Genomic DNA, 14,127 nt, shown 5'->3' on the forward strand with positions numbered 1-14,127 from the left:
GCCCCGGGGACCGGGGCGGACGCCTGTGCTACGAGATCGCGCTGCGCAGCTCCACCACGTCCAGCTGCTCGGTCACGTCGTGCGCGGTCAGGTCGATGACCTCGCCCACGACGCGCTCCGGGGCCGCGTCCGTACGGTGCGCGGCCAGCGCCTCCTCGCCCACCACGTCGGCGAGGTCCTCGTCCTGCACGGACTCGATCGCGGCGCGCGCGGCCTTCTGCGTACCGAAGAAGTCGAAGCTGCCCTGCGGCACCGGGTGGCGGCGGGAAGCCGCGTACGGAGCGACGGCGGTGGCGGCCGGTGCGGTGCGCGCCGGGGGCAGCGCGGCGGACCGGCGGGGCGCGGGCAGGGCGGCCGGCGGGCGCAGATGCTGCGCGCCGGTCCGGTCCTCGTCGGCGGCGTGCCTGCCCTGCCGCTCGTCCGCCTCCCGGGACCGCTCCTCCAGGTCGCGCTTCCTGGCCTGCTCGGCGGTGCGGCGCGCCTCCTGGAGCGCCCCGTTGCGCGAGAGGTCCTCCAGCGCCTGGGCGGCCCGCAGGTAGGCGGCCGGCGTCGGCGTGCTGCGCGCGGCGGGCAGCTCCCGGGGCGCGGCGGCGGCCTCGATGGCGAGCTGCCTGCGGCCCTCCAGCGCGCTGGCCCGCTCGGTCTCGGCGTTGGCGTACCGGCGCAGCAGCGCGGCGTGCTCCCCGCGGAGGTTGGCGAGCTCCACGCGCTTGCGGCGGAGCTTCGTCTCCAGCCGGGTGCGCAGCTCCCGCGACTCCTCCAGGTCGGCCTCCAGCTCGGCGAGCCGCTCCTCGGCCCGCCACTCGTCACCGGCGCGGGCCCGCGTCAGCTCCGCGACCCGGCGGCCGGCCTCCCGGTCCCAGCTGCGCATCAGATACGCGCCGGTCACGGCGGCGGCCGCCGAGGCGGTCACCAGACCGCGCAGGACCAGGGGCTCGGCGAGCAGCCAGGCGCCCGAGGCACAGAGAACCGAGACTCCGACGACTGCCGACGACGGAAGGATTCTGTGCAGAGGTGGCGAATGGCGATGGCGTCCACGTGGCATGGCCTGAAATTTACCGTGTGTACGGGGCACTTGGGGGGCCGCCCGCCAATCTGTTCCCTGCCGGTTACCTGACGGCCCCCTTTCCGCCCCGATTCCTACTTCTCGACCAGGCCCTTCGAGCGCAGATAGTCCTTGGCCACATCGGCGGGCTTTGCGCGCTCGGCGTCGACCTTGCGGTTCAGTTCCGCGAGATCCTCGGTGGTGAGCGCCTTGGTGAGCTTGCCGAGTGCGTCGGCAATGTCCTGGGAACCGGCGTCCTTCGCATTGAGGACCGGCAGCACGTTGTCGGCGTTCTGGAGCTTCTTGTCGTCCTCCAGGAACACCAGGCCGTAGCTGTCCAGCACCGCGTCCGTGGTGGTGGTGAGGACCAGCTGGTCCTTGCCGTCCTTGACCGCCTGCTTGGACTGCGGCGTACCGACTCCCTTGGGGTCTATACCGGTGACATTGATGCCGTACGTCTTCTTCAGACCGGGTGCGCAGAAGGGCCGCACCTCGCACTCGTCTCCCGCCGCGATCTTCACTCCGGCCTTCGACCTGCCGAGGTCCGAAAGGGTCTTGAGCTTGTTCTTCCCGGCGAATTCCTTGGTGACCGCGAAGGCGTTCTGGTCGACGGCCGCACCGGCCGGGAGCACCTTCAGTCCGCGCGGGGTGGCGAGCTTCTCCAGCGCGGCGACGGTGGCCGCCGTGTCGCCGGAGGCGACCGGCGCCTTCTCGGCCTTCTTCGAGCCGTTCACCTTGGCATTGAGGAATTCGGCGATCGTCGCCGCGTATTCGGGGACGACGTCGATCTCGCCCTTCTCCAGGGACGGCTCGTACAGTTCCCGGTTCGCCACCGTGGTGACCGAGGTGCTGTATCCGGCGTCGCCCAGGATCTGCGCGTACAGCTCGGCGAGCACCTTGGACTCGGTGAAGGAGGCCGCGCCGACGACCAGCGAGCCCTTCTTGCCGGAGCCCGCGGCGCCGCCGGAGGACGCCGGGCCCCCCTTGTCCTTCTCCAGGCTGTCGCCGCCGCAGGCGGCGAGCGAGCCGGCCAGCGCGACCATGCCGATGACCGCGCCGGCTATGCGCGAGGTCTTGCTCATTGTCGTTCTCCGTCCACGGCCGCAGGGGCCGTACGAGTTCACAGCAACAGGTCTGTACGTGATGCGATCGGGGAATCGCGGACCGGGTTCATGGGGCGCTCGCGCCGCCGTCATGCCGTCCGGCGGCGGCGCAGCGGTGACAGCAGCCGGTCCAGGCCCACCAGCACCGCCTCCACCAGCAGCGCGAGCACGGCGACCAGCACCGCCCCCGCGACCACCTGCGGTGTGTTGTACGTGTTGAAGCCGGCGGTGATGATCCGGCCGAGGCCGCCCTGGCCGACCATCGCGGCGATCGTCGCCGTGGCGACCACCTGGACCGCGGCGGAGCGCAGCCCGGTCATGATCATCGGGTAGGCCAGCGGGAGTTCGACCCGGAGGAAGAGCTGCCGCCCGGACATCCCCATGCCCCGCGCCGCCTCCCTCACCGACCGGTCGACCTCCGTCATCCCGACATAGGCGTTGGTCAGCAGCGGCGGCACGGCGAACAGCACCAGCGCGATGACCGTCGGCACATATCCGGCGTTGCGCAGCGGCGAGACCATGAAGAGGGCCAGCACCGCGAAGACCGGCACCGCCCGCCCCACATTGGAGAGGTTGACGGCCAGCGCGCCCCCCTTCCCGACGTGCCCCAGGTACAGCGCGACCGGCAGCGCCACCGCGCACGCCAGGGCGAGCGCGACGCCGCTGACGTACAGGTGCTCGGCGAGCCGGTGGGCCGCCCCGCTCTCCCCCGACCAGTTGGCGCCGGTGGTGAGCCAGGTCCATGCCTCGCCGAGAACTCCCATGGGTCAGACCGCCTTTGCCACGGTGTCCGCGTCCGCGTGCGCGGCGCGTATTCGGGTCCAGGGGGTCACCAGCCGCTGCACACCGAGCAGCAGCAGATCCGCGACGACCGCGAGCAGTACGCACAGGACCGAGGCGGTGAGCACCTGGGCCTTGAAGAAGCTGGGGAGCGCGTCCCCTATGAGATTGCCGAGGCCGCCCCTGCCGATGATCGACCCGACCGTCGTCAGCGCGATCGTCGACACCGTGGCGATCCGCACCCCGGCCATCACCGCGGGCATGGCCAGCGGCAGTTCGACCTCCCACAGCAGCCTGGCCGGTCCGTACCCCATCCCTCTCGCGGCCTCCTTCGCCTCCTGGGGCACCGCTTCCAGGCCCGCCAGGATGTTCCGCACGAGAATGGTCAGCGAATACAGCACCAGGCCGGTGACCACCAGCGCGGCCGAGAGCCCGAACAGCGGCAGCAGCAGCGAGAACATGGCGAGCGAGGGCACGGTGTAGAGCACCGTCGTCAGACCGAGCACCGGCCCGGCGAAACGGCGGCTGCGGCGCGCGAGCAGCGCCAGCGGAAAAGCCACCAGGAGCCCGATCACCACCGAGACCGCGGTGATCCAGATGTGCTGGACCGTCGCATCGGTCAACTCCTGGCTGCGGGAACGGAGATACTCCCCGCAGATCCAGTCGTTCGTCACCAGGCAGTTCTGTCCCGCGGCCATCCGCCCCCACCTCCCGTTCACCGCTTCGTACGTATGTCTGGCGACCCTATCCTCGACCACCGACAATCGCCGGAGCCGTTGTATTTCAGCAACATGTCCTTCACAGAACACGCGCCACAATGGGGAACCATGATCCGATTCGAGCACGTCACCAAGCGGTACGCGGACGGCACCACCGCCGTCGACGGCCTTTCCTTCGAGGTCGCCGAGGGTGAACTGGTCACGCTCGTAGGGCCGTCGGGGTGCGGCAAGACGACCACCATGAAGATGGTGAACCGGCTGATCGAACCGACCGAGGGCCGGATATTCGTCGACGGGGACGACATATCCGCCATCGACCCCGTCCGGCTGCGCCGCCGTATCGGTTATGTGATCCAGCAGGTGGGACTCTTCCCGCACCGCACGATCCTGGAGAACACCGCGACCGTCCCCCATCTCCTGGGCTGGAAACGGGGAAAGGGCCGGGAACGCGCCGCCGAACTCCTGGATCTTGTCGGACTTGACCCTTCCGTTTATGGCGACCGCTATCCGGAACAGCTCTCCGGCGGTCAGCGCCAACGCGTCGGGGTGGCAAGGGCGCTGGCCGCGGACCCGCCGGTGCTGCTGATGGACGAGCCTTTCGGCGCGGTCGACCCGGTCGTACGGGAACGGCTGCAGAACGAATTCCTGAAACTTCAGGAACAGGTCCGTAAAACCGTCCTGTTCGTCACGCACGACATCGAGGAAGCGGTCCGGCTCGGCGACCGGATCGCCGTCTACGGACAGGGCACCATCGAGCAGTTCGACTCCCCCGCCACCGTGCTCGGCGCGCCCGCCACCCCCTATGTCGCGGACTTCGTCGGCGCCGACCGGGGGCTCAAGCGGCTCTCCGTGACCCCCATCGAGGAGGGCGACCTCGACCAGCCGCCGGTCGTCCACCTCGACGACTCCCTGGCACGGGCGACCGAGCGGCTGCGGGCCGAGGGCGCGCGCTGGGCCGTCGTCCTGGACGGCCGGGACAATCTGCACGGCTGGATCCCCGCCGACGCCACCGGGGCCGGGGCCGGGGACACGGTGCGCGCGCACGCCCGCAGGATGGAGGCCTGGCTGCCGGTCGGCGCCCCGCTCAAGCAGGCGTTCGCCACCATGCTCCAGCACGACGCGGGCTGGATCGCCGTCATCGACGAGGAGAGCACCGGCCGGTTCCTCGGTGTGCTCACCCCGGCCCGGCTCCACGAGGCGCTGCGCCGCTCGATCGACGCGGACGCCCAGGACGTGCCGCGCGCCGAGGTGGCGGTCGAGACGGTGGAGAGCGTCGCCAAGGCCGCCGCCCGGTGAACCGGGCGGTCCCGGCACGCCGCGCGGCGGCCCGTGCCGGTTCCTGCCCCGGCCCCGCTTCAGTTCTCGCTGAGCCGGCTGCTCAGCCAGTCCAGCGCCGAGGGGATCTCCCGCCGCCAGGTGTTGAAGTTGTGCCCGCCGCTGTCGAGCACGATCGACGAGACCTGCGCGGGCGACTTCACCTTGGCGATGAACTGCCGCGTGGTCAGGTAGTTCCCCTCTCCGTGCCTGGAGGTCGTGACGAGGAAGGACGAGTCGGGCTGCTTCGGCATGTGGTCCAGAGTCCACATCAGATCGGCGCGGTCACGCGCGCTCTGGTCGCCGTGGAAGAGATCGCCGGTCGTCGGGTCCTCGGCCGCCTTGTAGTACGCGGAGAGCCCGACGCTCGCCCCGAACCGGCCCGGGTGGTGGAGCCCGATCTTCAGCGCGCAGTACCCGCCGGTCGAGTTGCCGATGATGCCCCAGTTCCGGGCCAGCGCGCCGACCCGGTACGACTCCGAGATCACCTTCGGCAGGTCCTCGGCGAGATAGGTCTCGGTCTGCGGCCCGCCCTTGATGTCCACGCACTCGGTGTCCCGCGGCGGCGCGACCGTCGGCCGCAGCATCACCAGGATCATCGGCTGGGCCCGGCCCGCCTTCACCCGCTCGTGAGCGGTCCGCGGGTACCCGAGGCTCTTCAGGAGGTTCTCCGAGACGCCCGGGTAGCCGGTGAGCACGACGACCGCGGGGAACTTGCGGCGGGCGAAGGCCGGCTGGAAGTACTCGGGCGGCAGATACACGTACGCCGAGCTCTCGATCTTCGACTGCCGGCCCGCGATCACGACCTTGTCGATCCGCCCGGCAACCGTCGGCCGCGAAGCGCCCGGCACGTCCGGCCGCTCGATCCCGACCCGGACGATGTTCTTGGAGGCCAGCGTCCCGGCCGCGTGGTCCGTGACCACGCCCAGATCCTGCTTCTGGCCGAACAGGTCGGCCCACGAGCCGTAGAAGAGGAAGGAATTGTTCGCCACCAGGCCCACCGAGACGAAGATCGTCACCTGGGTCGCCAGCAGCAGGCCGACCCTGCCGAGCACCGCGGAAGCGCTGCGACGGGCCAGTCGGGGCCAGAGCCAGACCGTGGCGGCGAAGAACACCACGGCCAGCCCGATGGCCAGAACCAGAAATGTCTTACTGGTAAGACCCATGGAGGTGAGCTTTCTTGTCTGGAAATTTCCGGCTGTCGGGTGAACCCGCGGCCCGGAAGCCTCGTCCTACAGGTCGCACGTCGTCCGGAGGGTTACCACCGAAGGACCGAATAACCTCTCGCGGAACCACGGGAAGCGATGTCTATCACGCTAGATGGGGATAAATCGGGATCGGTTCCGAGTCACGTACGCAAGTTCGTACGCGGCCCGCGCCCCGAGTCCGTGCCGACGCTGGTCGGTACCGCCTGCACCGCCGTCGGCCTGATCGATGTCGCCGCCGGTGTCTTCCCGCGCTTCCGGCACAGCCGGATGCACACCCTCGCCGAGGTACTGCCCGGCGCCCTCGGGCCGTTCGCCGCCGCCCTCTCACTGAGCGCGGGCGTCCTCCTGCTGCTGCTCGCCCACGGCCTCAAACGGCGCAAGCGGCGGGCCTGGCGGGCCGCCGTCGTGCTGCTGCCGGCCGGTGCGCTGGCCCAGTTCACCTACCGGCACTCGGTCATCGGCACGCTCGTCTCGCTGGCGCTCTGCCTGCTGCTGGTCCGTCACCGCGGCGAGTTCGCCGCGCTCCCCGACCCCCGGAGCCGCTGGCGGGCCCTGGCCAACTTCGTGCTCCTCGGAGCGGGGTCGCTGGCCCTCGGCCTGGTCGTCGTCAGCGCACACCCCGGCCGGGTCGTGGGCAGCCCCAGCATCGCCGACCGGCTCCAGCACGTGCTGTACGGAATGCTCGGCTTCGAGGGGCCCGTCGAGTACGCCGGCGACACCTCCTGGACCGTGGCGTACTCCCTCGGCGCCCTCGGCCTGCTGACCGCCGTCACCACCATCTACTTCGCCTTCCGCCCCGAACACCCGGCCGCCCGCCTCACCGAGGACGACGAGGCCCGGCTGCGCGCCCTGCTGGAGAAGCACGGCGGCCGCGACTCGCTCGGCCACTTCGCGCTCCGCCGCGACAAGGGCGTCGTCTTCTCCCCCAGCGGCAAGGCCGCCGTCTGCTACCGGGTCGTGTCCGGGGTGATGCTGGCCAGCGGCGACCCGATCGGCGACGTGGAGGCCTGGCCCGGCGCCATCGAACGGTTCATGGACGAGGCCAGGGCCCACTCCTGGACCCCGGCCGTGATGGGCTGCAGCGAGACCGGCGGCGAGGTCTGGACCCGCGAAACCGGACTCGACGCCCTGGAACTCGGCGACGAGGCGGTGGTGGATGTCGCGGATTTCTCGCTCGCCGGGCGCGCGATGCGCAACGTACGCCAGATGGTGAAGCGCATTGAACGGCTCGGCTACGAGACCCGGGTCCGGCGCGTGAGCGACATCGGCGAGGCCGAACTCGCCCGCATCCGGCGCGCCGCCGCCGACTGGCGCGGCACCGACAACGAGCGCGGCTTCTCCATGGCGCTCGGCCGGATCGGCGACCCGGCCGACGGCGACTGCGTCATCGCCACCGCCCACAAGGCCGACGAGCACACCGCCGACTCCCCCTACGGCGACCTGAAGGCCGTACTCCACTTCGTCCCGTGGGGCCACGACGGCATGTCCCTCGACCTGATGCGACGCGACCGCTCCGCCGACCCCGGCATGAACGAGCTGCTGATCGTCGCCTCCCTCCAGGAAGCCCCCCGGCTGGAGGTCGAACGCGTCTCGCTCAACTTCGCGATGTTCCGCTCGGCGCTCGCCCGGGGCGAGAAACTGGGCGCGGGACCGGTGCTGCGGACCTGGCGCGGACTGCTGATCTTCCTCTCGCGCTGGTTCCAGATCGAGTCGCTGTACAAGTTCAACGCCAAGTTCCGGCCCCGCTGGGAGCCGCGCTTCGTCGTCTACCGCGCCGCCCGCGACCTGCCCCGCATCTCCCTCGCCGCCATGCAGGCGGAGGGCTTCGTGAACCTCGCCCTCCCCTTCGCCCGCCGCTTCCCGGCCCGCCGGCCCCGCCCCTGCGCCCACACCCCGGCGCCCGGACAGGAGCAGCACGCCCGCGCGGCGTAGCGACGTACGGGGCCTACGCTGGTCGCATGAGTACGTTGCGTGGACGAGGCACGGTCCAGGGCCTGCCGGAGTGGGACCGCTGCGCGGTCATGGGTGTCGTGAACGTGACCCCGGACTCCTTCTCCGACGGGGGCCGCTGGTTCGACACCACGGCCGCGGTCAAACACGGCCTCGACCTGGTCGCCGAGGGCGCCGACCTGATCGACGTCGGCGGCGAGTCGACTCGCCCCGGCGCCAGCCGCGTGGACGCCTCGGAGGAGCTGCGGCGCGTGATCCCGGTGGTCAAGGGCCTGGCCTCCGAAGGAGTCACGGTCTCCGTGGACACCATGCGGGCCCGGGTCGCCGAGGAGGCGGTCGCGGCCGGTGCCGCCCTGGTCAACGATGTGAGCGGCGGCCTCGCCGACCCCGACATGATCCCGGTCGTCGCCGCGGCCGGCGCCCCCTTCGTCGTGATGCACTGGCGCGGCTTCAGCGAGTCCATGAACAGCCGGGCGGTGTACGGGGACGTCGTCGCCGAGGTCGTCACGGAGCTGCGGGAACGGATGGACGCCGTGGTCGCGGGCGGTGTCGCCCCGGAACGGATCGTGATCGACCCCGGTCTCGGCTTCGCCAAGGACGCCTGCCACGACCTCGCCCTGGTCGCCCACCTCGACGAGCTGCACGCCCTGGGCCGACCGCTGCTGGTCGCCGCCTCCCGCAAACGCTTCCTCGGCCATGTACTGGCCGGCGGGGGCGCCGCACCCCCGCCCGCCCGCGAACGCGACGCCGCCACCGCGGCGATCTCCGCGCTCTCCGCCCACGCGGGCGCCTGGGCCGTCCGGGTCCACGAGGTACGGGCCACGGCCGACGCCGTACGGGTCGCCCGCGCCGTCGAGGGAGCCGCGTGACCGGGCCCCGCGACGAGCACGCGGAGGCGGCCGCCGACATCGCGGCCGTCGAGGGGGCCAACACCGCCTTCTACGAGGCGATGGAACGCGGCGACTTCGAGGAGCTCTCCGGGCTCTGGCTGCCCGGCGAGGACCTCACCGTCTCCTGCGTCCACCCGGGCTGGCCGGTGCTGACCGGCCGCGGCGAGGTGCTGCGCAGCTACGCGCTGATCATGGCGAACACCGAGTACATCCAGTTCTTCCTGACCGACGTCGGGGTCTCGATGACCGGCGACACCGCCCTGGTGACCTGCACGGAGAACATCCTCAGCGGCGGCCCCGCGGAGGACGGCAACGCGCTCGGACCCCTGGTCGGCCAACTCGTCGTGGCCACCAATGTGTTCCGGCGCACACCGGACGGCTGGAAACTCTGGTCCCACCACGGCTCGCCCGTACTGACCGAAACCGGTGAGGAAGAGGACGAGGAGACACCCTCCTGACCCGGTGGCCGAGCGGCCGCACCCCCGCAAGGGGGTTGGATCCGGGAAGCGCGGGTATACGCGGCTACCAGTCCCGTGAGGCCGCTCCCACGGCCACCCACGGGCGAGCACTGTCGGTGCTCGCAGGTAGATTCGGAAGAGAGCACCTTGCCGTCCGCACGCGGCCCCGTGTCTCTACGCCCAACGACAGCAGGAGTGATTCGCGTGGATCGTGTCGCGCTGCGCGGCCTCAAGGCCCGTGGACACCATGGCGTCTTCCCCAAGGAACGGGAAGAGGGCCAGACGTTCATCGTGGACCTGGTGCTCGGCCTGGACACCCGCCCCGCGGCGGCCGCCGACGACCTGACGAAGACCGTGCACTACGGCGTCGTCGCCGAGGAGGTCGTCGAAGTGGTGCAGGGTGAACCCGTCGATCTGATCGAAACGCTCGCGGAGCGCATCGCCCAGAAGTGCCTCAAGCACGAAGGAGTCGAGGAGGTGGAGGTCGTGGTGCACAAGCCGGACGCGCCGATCACCGTCCCCTTCGACGATGTGACCATCACCATCACCCGGAGCCGAGTATGACTGCGTTTTCCACCGAAGGGCAGAGCGACCCGACCGTACAGCCGGTGCCCGCCTCCGTGGTCGAGCAGGTGGACGCGGCGGACGTCACCCTCTCCAACCCCAAGCGCGCCGTGATCTCCCTGGGCTCCAACCTCGGCAACCGCCTGGAGACCCTCCAGGGCGCCATCGACGCCCTGGAGGACACCCCCGGCCTGCGGGTCAAGGCCGTCTCCCCGGTGTACGAGACGGAGCCCTGGGGCGTCGCCCCCGGCTCCCAGCCCTCGTACTTCAACGCGGTGATCGTCGTGAAGACGACGCTCCCCCCGTCCTCCCTCCTGGAGCGCGGCCAGGCCATCGAGGAGGCCTTCGACCGGGTCCGCGAGGAGCGCTGGGGCCCGCGCACCATCGACGTCGACATCGTGGCGTACGCGGACGTCGTCGCCGACGACCCGGTGCTCACCCTCCCCCACCCCAGGGCCCATGAGCGGGCCTTCGTCCTCGCCCCGTGGCACGACGTCGACCCCGATGCCCAGCTGCCCGGCGCCGGACCCGTCACGGAGCTGCTGGCCGGGATCGGCCGGGACGGCGTGCTGCCCCGGGCCGATCTGGAACTCCGTCTGCCCGAGTAGTCGTTAGGCTCGACGGAAACGGATCACCGGCGCCGCGGTCTCCCGGCGACGGTGACCACGGGCGACACGGACCACTGGCGGCGAAGGGCGGACCACTCGGTGAAGCAACTCAGGCTCGGGGTACTGGCCGGCCTCTTCGCCGCGGCCGGGGTGATCTCCTGGGGCGGCGCCCGCCTCTGGGACTCCCTGGGCAATCTGCCGAGCGTCCCCCTCGCCGCGCCCATCGTGCTCGCCGTGATCGCCGTCATCCTGCTGGCGACGGCGCTCTCCATCCGTTCCCGGCTGCGCGCCCAGCGCGAGCGCCGGCCGGGAGCCAAGGGCGTCGAACCGCTGATGGCGGCCCGGGCGGTCGTCTTCGGCCAGGCCAGCGCCCTGGTCGTCTCCCTGGTCTCCGGCATGTACGGCGGCATCGGCGTCTTCCTGCTCGGCTCCCTCGACATCCCGGCCCGCCGCGACCAGGCGATCTACGCGGGCTTCGCGGTCCTGGCCGGCATCGCGGTGATCGCCGCCGCCCTCTGGCTGGAACGCATCTGCAAGCTCCCGGACGACGAGGACAACGACAAGAGCTCGGCGGCCGCGTAGGGCTGTCCGGCGGACGGCCCAGGGCCTCCGAGCTCTTGTCGCGCGACTGCGCAGGAGTTCGTCAGCGCGCCATGATCAGGCTCATGGCCTCGGCACGTGTCGCGGGGTCGCGGAGCTGTCCGCGCACCGCCGAGGTCAGCGTCTTCGCCCCGGGCTTGCGGATGCCCCGCATCGACATGCACATGTGCTCGCACTCGACGACGACGATGACCCCGCGCGGCTCAAGGATCTCCATCAGTGACTCGGCGATCTGCGTGGTGAGCCGCTCCTGGACCTGCGGGCGCCGGGCGTAGACATCGACCAGCCGGGCCAGCTTGGAGAGGCCGGTGATCTTTCCGCTGGTGGCCGGGATGTACCCGACATGCGCGACGCCCCGGAACGGCACCAGATGGTGTTCACAGGTACTGAACACTTCGATGTCCTTGACCAGCACCATCTCGTCGTGACCGAGGTCGAACGTGGTCGTGAGGACGTCCTCGGGCTCCTGGTGGAGCCCCGCGAATATCTCCTTGTACGCCCGTGCCACCCGCCCCGGCGTCTCGCGCAGCCCCTCGCGGTCCGGGTCCTCGCCCACCGCGATGAGGAGTTCGCGGACGGCTGCCTCGGCCCTCTTCTCGTCGAACTCGCCGATCGAACCCTGGCCGTCCAGCGTCACCGGGTCGGTCATCTGTGCCTCGTTCCTCTGAGCTGTCACCCGCGCATACCTCCGCACGGGCGTACGTAAAAGCCGCGCCCCCACAGGCTAGAACCTGTGAGGGCGCGGCTTCCATTCCGGGCCCGGTGGGACTCCCGTGAAAGGGGCCACACCGGGGAACGGGACCTCAGCTCTCGGGGTGGTCCTCCGGGACGACCTCGGTGGCCGGGACGGTGTCCGTGGGGACGGCCGTTCCGTTCGCCGTGGTGGCGCCGTTGGTGAGGGCGAGCTCCTTCGGCGAGAGCACCGGCGGCCGCGTCGACGGCGTACGCCGCGCGGAACCCGTCCATGCCGGACGGGCCGGACGCTTCACGATCGGGGCGAAGATCTCGGCGATCTCCTCCTTGCCGAGCGTCTCCTTCTCCAGGAGCTGGAGAACGAGGTTGTCCAGCACGTCGCGGTTCTCGACGAGGATCTCCCACGCGTCGTTGTGGGCGGTCTCGATGAGCTTCTTGACCTCTTCGTCGACGAGCGCCGCGACCTCTTCCGAGTAGTCGCGCTGGTGGCCCATCTCCCGGCCCACGAAGGGCTCAGTGTTGTCGCCGCCGAACTTGATCGCGCCGAGCCGCTCCGTCATGCCGTACTGCGTGACCATCGCGCGGGCCGTTGCGGTGGCCTTCTCGATGTCGTTCGCGGCACCGGTGGTCGGGTCGTGGAAGACCAGCTCCTCGGCCGCGCGCCCGCCCAGCATGTAGGCCAGCTGGTCGAGCATCTCGTTGCGCGTCGTGGAGTACTTGTCCTCCTCCGGGAGCACCATCGTGTAACCGAGGGCGCGGCCGCGGGAGAGGATCGTGATCTTGTGGACCGGGTCCGCCTGGGGGGAAGCCGCCGCGACCAGGGCGTGTCCGCCCTCGTGGTACGCGGTGATCTTCTTCTCCTTCTCGGACATGATCCGGGTCCGCTTCTGCGGGCCCGCCACGACGCGGTCGATGGCCTCGTCGAGCATCTTGTTGTCGATCAGCTTCAGATTGCTGCGCGCCGTGAGGAGCGCCGCTTCGTTCAGCACGTTCGACAGGTCGGCACCGGTGAAGCCGGGCGTACGACGGGCGACGGCGCCGAGATCGACGTCCTTCGCGACCGGCTTGCCCTTCTGGTGCACCTTGAGGATCTCCAGCCGGCCCTGCATGTCCGGCCGGTCGACCGCGATCTGCCGGTCGAAGCGGCCCGGACGCAGCAGCGCCGGGTCGAGGATGTCCGGCCGGTTCGTGGCGGCGATCAGGATGACGCCGCCCTTCACGTCGAAGCCGTCCATCTCGACGAGCAGCTGGTTCAGCGTCTGCTCGCGCTCGTCGTGCCCGCCGCCCATTCCGGCGCCGCGGTGCCGGCCGACGGCGTCGATCTCGTCGACGAAGACGATCGCCGGGGCGTTCGCCTTGGCCTGCTCGAAGAGGTCACGGACCCGGCTGGCACCGACACCGACGAACATCTCGACGAAGTCGGAACCGGAGATCGAGTAGAACGGGACGCCCGCCTCGCCGGCGACGGCGCGTGCGAGCAGCGTCTTGCCGGTACCGGGAGGCCCGTACAGCAGGACGCCCTTGGGAATCTTGGCGCCGACGGCCTGGAACTTCGCCGGCTCCTGGAGGAACTCCTTGATCTCCTGGAGCTCCTCGACGGCCTCGTCCGACCCCGCCACATCGGCGAACGTCGTCTTCGGCGTGTCCTTGGTGATCAGCTTGGCCTTGGACTTCCCGAACTGCATGACCCGGGAGCCGCCGCCCTGCATCTGATTCATCAGGAACAGGAAGACGACCACGATCAGGACGAAGGGCAGCAGGGAGAGGAGGATCGAAATGAACGGGGACTGCTTGGACGGCGAGACCGTGTAGCCCTTGTCGATCTTGCCGCTCTCGAACTTCTGCTGCAGCGTGTCGGCCAGCTGGACACCCTGGTCGCCGATGTAGCTCGCCTGGAACTTGGTGCCGGACTCGCCCGAGAGCTCCTGGCCCTTCTTCAATTCGATCTTGATGATCTGGTCGTCACCGGTGGTCAGCTTGGCCTGCGCCACCTGGTCCTTGCTGATCGCCTGGATCACCTTGCCGGTGTCCACCGATTTGTAGCCGCCCGACGAGCCGACGACTGTCATCAACACGACCACGGCGAGGACGGCCAGCACGATCCACATGACCGGCCCACGGAAGTATCGCTTCACGTCCATCCATACGGGGCGAATCCGCCCCGTCCCTCCTGCCCGTAGGTAAATGCTGCTGTG

14 protein-coding genes are annotated in these 14,127 nt (G+C 70.4%); 7 read left to right on the top strand and 7 right to left on the bottom strand.

Features of this window, described 5'->3' with window-relative positions; all coding sequences use genetic code 11:
- Nucleotides 1–28: 28 nt before the first annotated feature.
- The 4 genes from AB0D53_RS26955 to AB0D53_RS26970 all read right to left on the bottom strand — a co-directional run bounded on the left by AB0D53_RS26955 (nt 29) and on the right by AB0D53_RS26970 (nt 3,626).
- Entirely contained in the window at nt 29–1,045 is a 1,017-nt protein-coding gene (locus tag AB0D53_RS26955; RefSeq protein WP_362451060.1) for a hypothetical protein, read from the bottom strand.
- Nucleotides 1,046–1,140: 95 nt separating this feature from the next.
- Nucleotides 1,141–2,127, bottom strand: coding sequence for an ABC transporter substrate-binding protein (locus AB0D53_RS26960; protein ID WP_362451062.1), 987 nt, complete (start codon nt 2,125–2,127; stop codon nt 1,141–1,143).
- A gap of 110 nt (nt 2,128–2,237) precedes the next feature.
- The gene (locus AB0D53_RS26965; protein WP_362451065.1) at nt 2,238–2,912 is read right to left on the bottom strand and encodes an ABC transporter permease; all 675 of its coding nucleotides are present in this window, start codon (nt 2,910–2,912) and stop codon (nt 2,238–2,240) included.
- Nucleotides 2,913–2,915: 3 nt separating this feature from the next.
- Nucleotides 2,916–3,626 (bottom strand): ABC transporter permease, encoded by a 711-nt coding sequence (locus tag AB0D53_RS26970; protein WP_362451067.1) that lies wholly within the window; start codon nt 3,624–3,626, stop codon nt 2,916–2,918.
- A gap of 129 nt (nt 3,627–3,755) precedes the next feature.
- Here AB0D53_RS26970 and AB0D53_RS26975 point away from each other — a divergent pair, with 129 nt between their 5' ends.
- Complete coding sequence (locus tag AB0D53_RS26975) at nt 3,756–4,943, top strand: betaine/proline/choline family ABC transporter ATP-binding protein (protein ID WP_362451069.1); 1,188 nt, start codon at nt 3,756–3,758, stop codon at nt 4,941–4,943.
- A 59-nt stretch (nt 4,944–5,002) separates the two neighbouring features.
- On the opposite strand, the gene AB0D53_RS26980 is transcribed toward AB0D53_RS26975, so the two are convergent.
- The gene (locus tag AB0D53_RS26980) at nt 5,003–6,127 is read right to left on the bottom strand and encodes an alpha/beta hydrolase-fold protein (protein WP_362451071.1); all 1,125 of its coding nucleotides are present in this window, start codon (nt 6,125–6,127) and stop codon (nt 5,003–5,005) included.
- Between the two features lie 138 nt (nt 6,128–6,265).
- On the opposite strand from AB0D53_RS26980, the gene AB0D53_RS26985 reads away from it, so the two are divergent.
- From AB0D53_RS26985 to AB0D53_RS27010, 6 genes are all read left to right on the top strand, one after another.
- Complete coding sequence (locus tag AB0D53_RS26985; protein ID WP_362451074.1) at nt 6,266–8,101, top strand: phosphatidylglycerol lysyltransferase domain-containing protein; 1,836 nt, start codon at nt 6,266–6,268, stop codon at nt 8,099–8,101.
- Nucleotides 8,102–8,190: 89 nt separating this feature from the next.
- On the top strand, nt 8,191–8,988 hold the full coding sequence (folP, locus tag AB0D53_RS26990; RefSeq protein WP_362451278.1) for a dihydropteroate synthase: 798 nt from the start codon (nt 8,191–8,193) through the stop codon (nt 8,986–8,988).
- Nucleotides 8,985–9,467 carry a nuclear transport factor 2 family protein gene (locus tag AB0D53_RS26995; RefSeq protein ID WP_362451077.1) on the top strand — a complete coding sequence of 161 codons (483 nt, stop codon included), beginning with the start codon at nt 8,985–8,987 and terminating at the stop codon, nt 9,465–9,467. Before folP ends, AB0D53_RS26995 begins: the two co-directional genes overlap by 4 nt.
- 204 nt (nt 9,468–9,671) lie before the next feature.
- A complete protein-coding gene (gene folB, locus AB0D53_RS27000; protein WP_072487082.1) occupies nt 9,672–10,031 on the top strand; it encodes a dihydroneopterin aldolase in 360 nt (119 codons plus the stop codon).
- Nucleotides 10,028–10,639 carry a 2-amino-4-hydroxy-6-hydroxymethyldihydropteridine diphosphokinase gene (gene folK, locus AB0D53_RS27005; RefSeq protein ID WP_362451082.1) on the top strand — a complete coding sequence of 204 codons (612 nt, stop codon included), beginning with the start codon at nt 10,028–10,030 and terminating at the stop codon, nt 10,637–10,639. The genes folB and folK overlap by 4 nt, the downstream gene beginning before the upstream one ends.
- Before the next feature lie 99 nt (nt 10,640–10,738).
- A complete protein-coding gene (locus AB0D53_RS27010; protein WP_362451085.1) occupies nt 10,739–11,221 on the top strand; it encodes a DUF3180 domain-containing protein in 483 nt (160 codons plus the stop codon).
- 61 nt (nt 11,222–11,282) lie between these two features.
- Here AB0D53_RS27010 and folE read toward each other — a convergent pair whose 3' ends face one another.
- Both folE and ftsH read right to left on the bottom strand, forming a co-directional pair.
- Nucleotides 11,283–11,888: a GTP cyclohydrolase I FolE gene (folE, locus tag AB0D53_RS27015; protein ID WP_093547466.1), complete on the bottom strand. Its 606-nt coding sequence runs from the start codon at nt 11,886–11,888 to the stop codon at nt 11,283–11,285.
- A 154-nt stretch (nt 11,889–12,042) separates the two neighbouring features.
- Nucleotides 12,043–14,073, bottom strand: a complete 2,031-nt coding sequence (gene ftsH, locus AB0D53_RS27020; protein WP_362451088.1) for an ATP-dependent zinc metalloprotease FtsH — start codon at nt 14,071–14,073, stop codon at nt 12,043–12,045.
- Between the last annotated feature and the right edge of the window lie 54 nt (nt 14,074–14,127).

Source organism: Streptomyces sp. NPDC048295 (assembly GCF_040652135.1).
Lineage (GTDB): Bacteria > Actinomycetota > Actinomycetes > Streptomycetales > Streptomycetaceae > Streptomyces.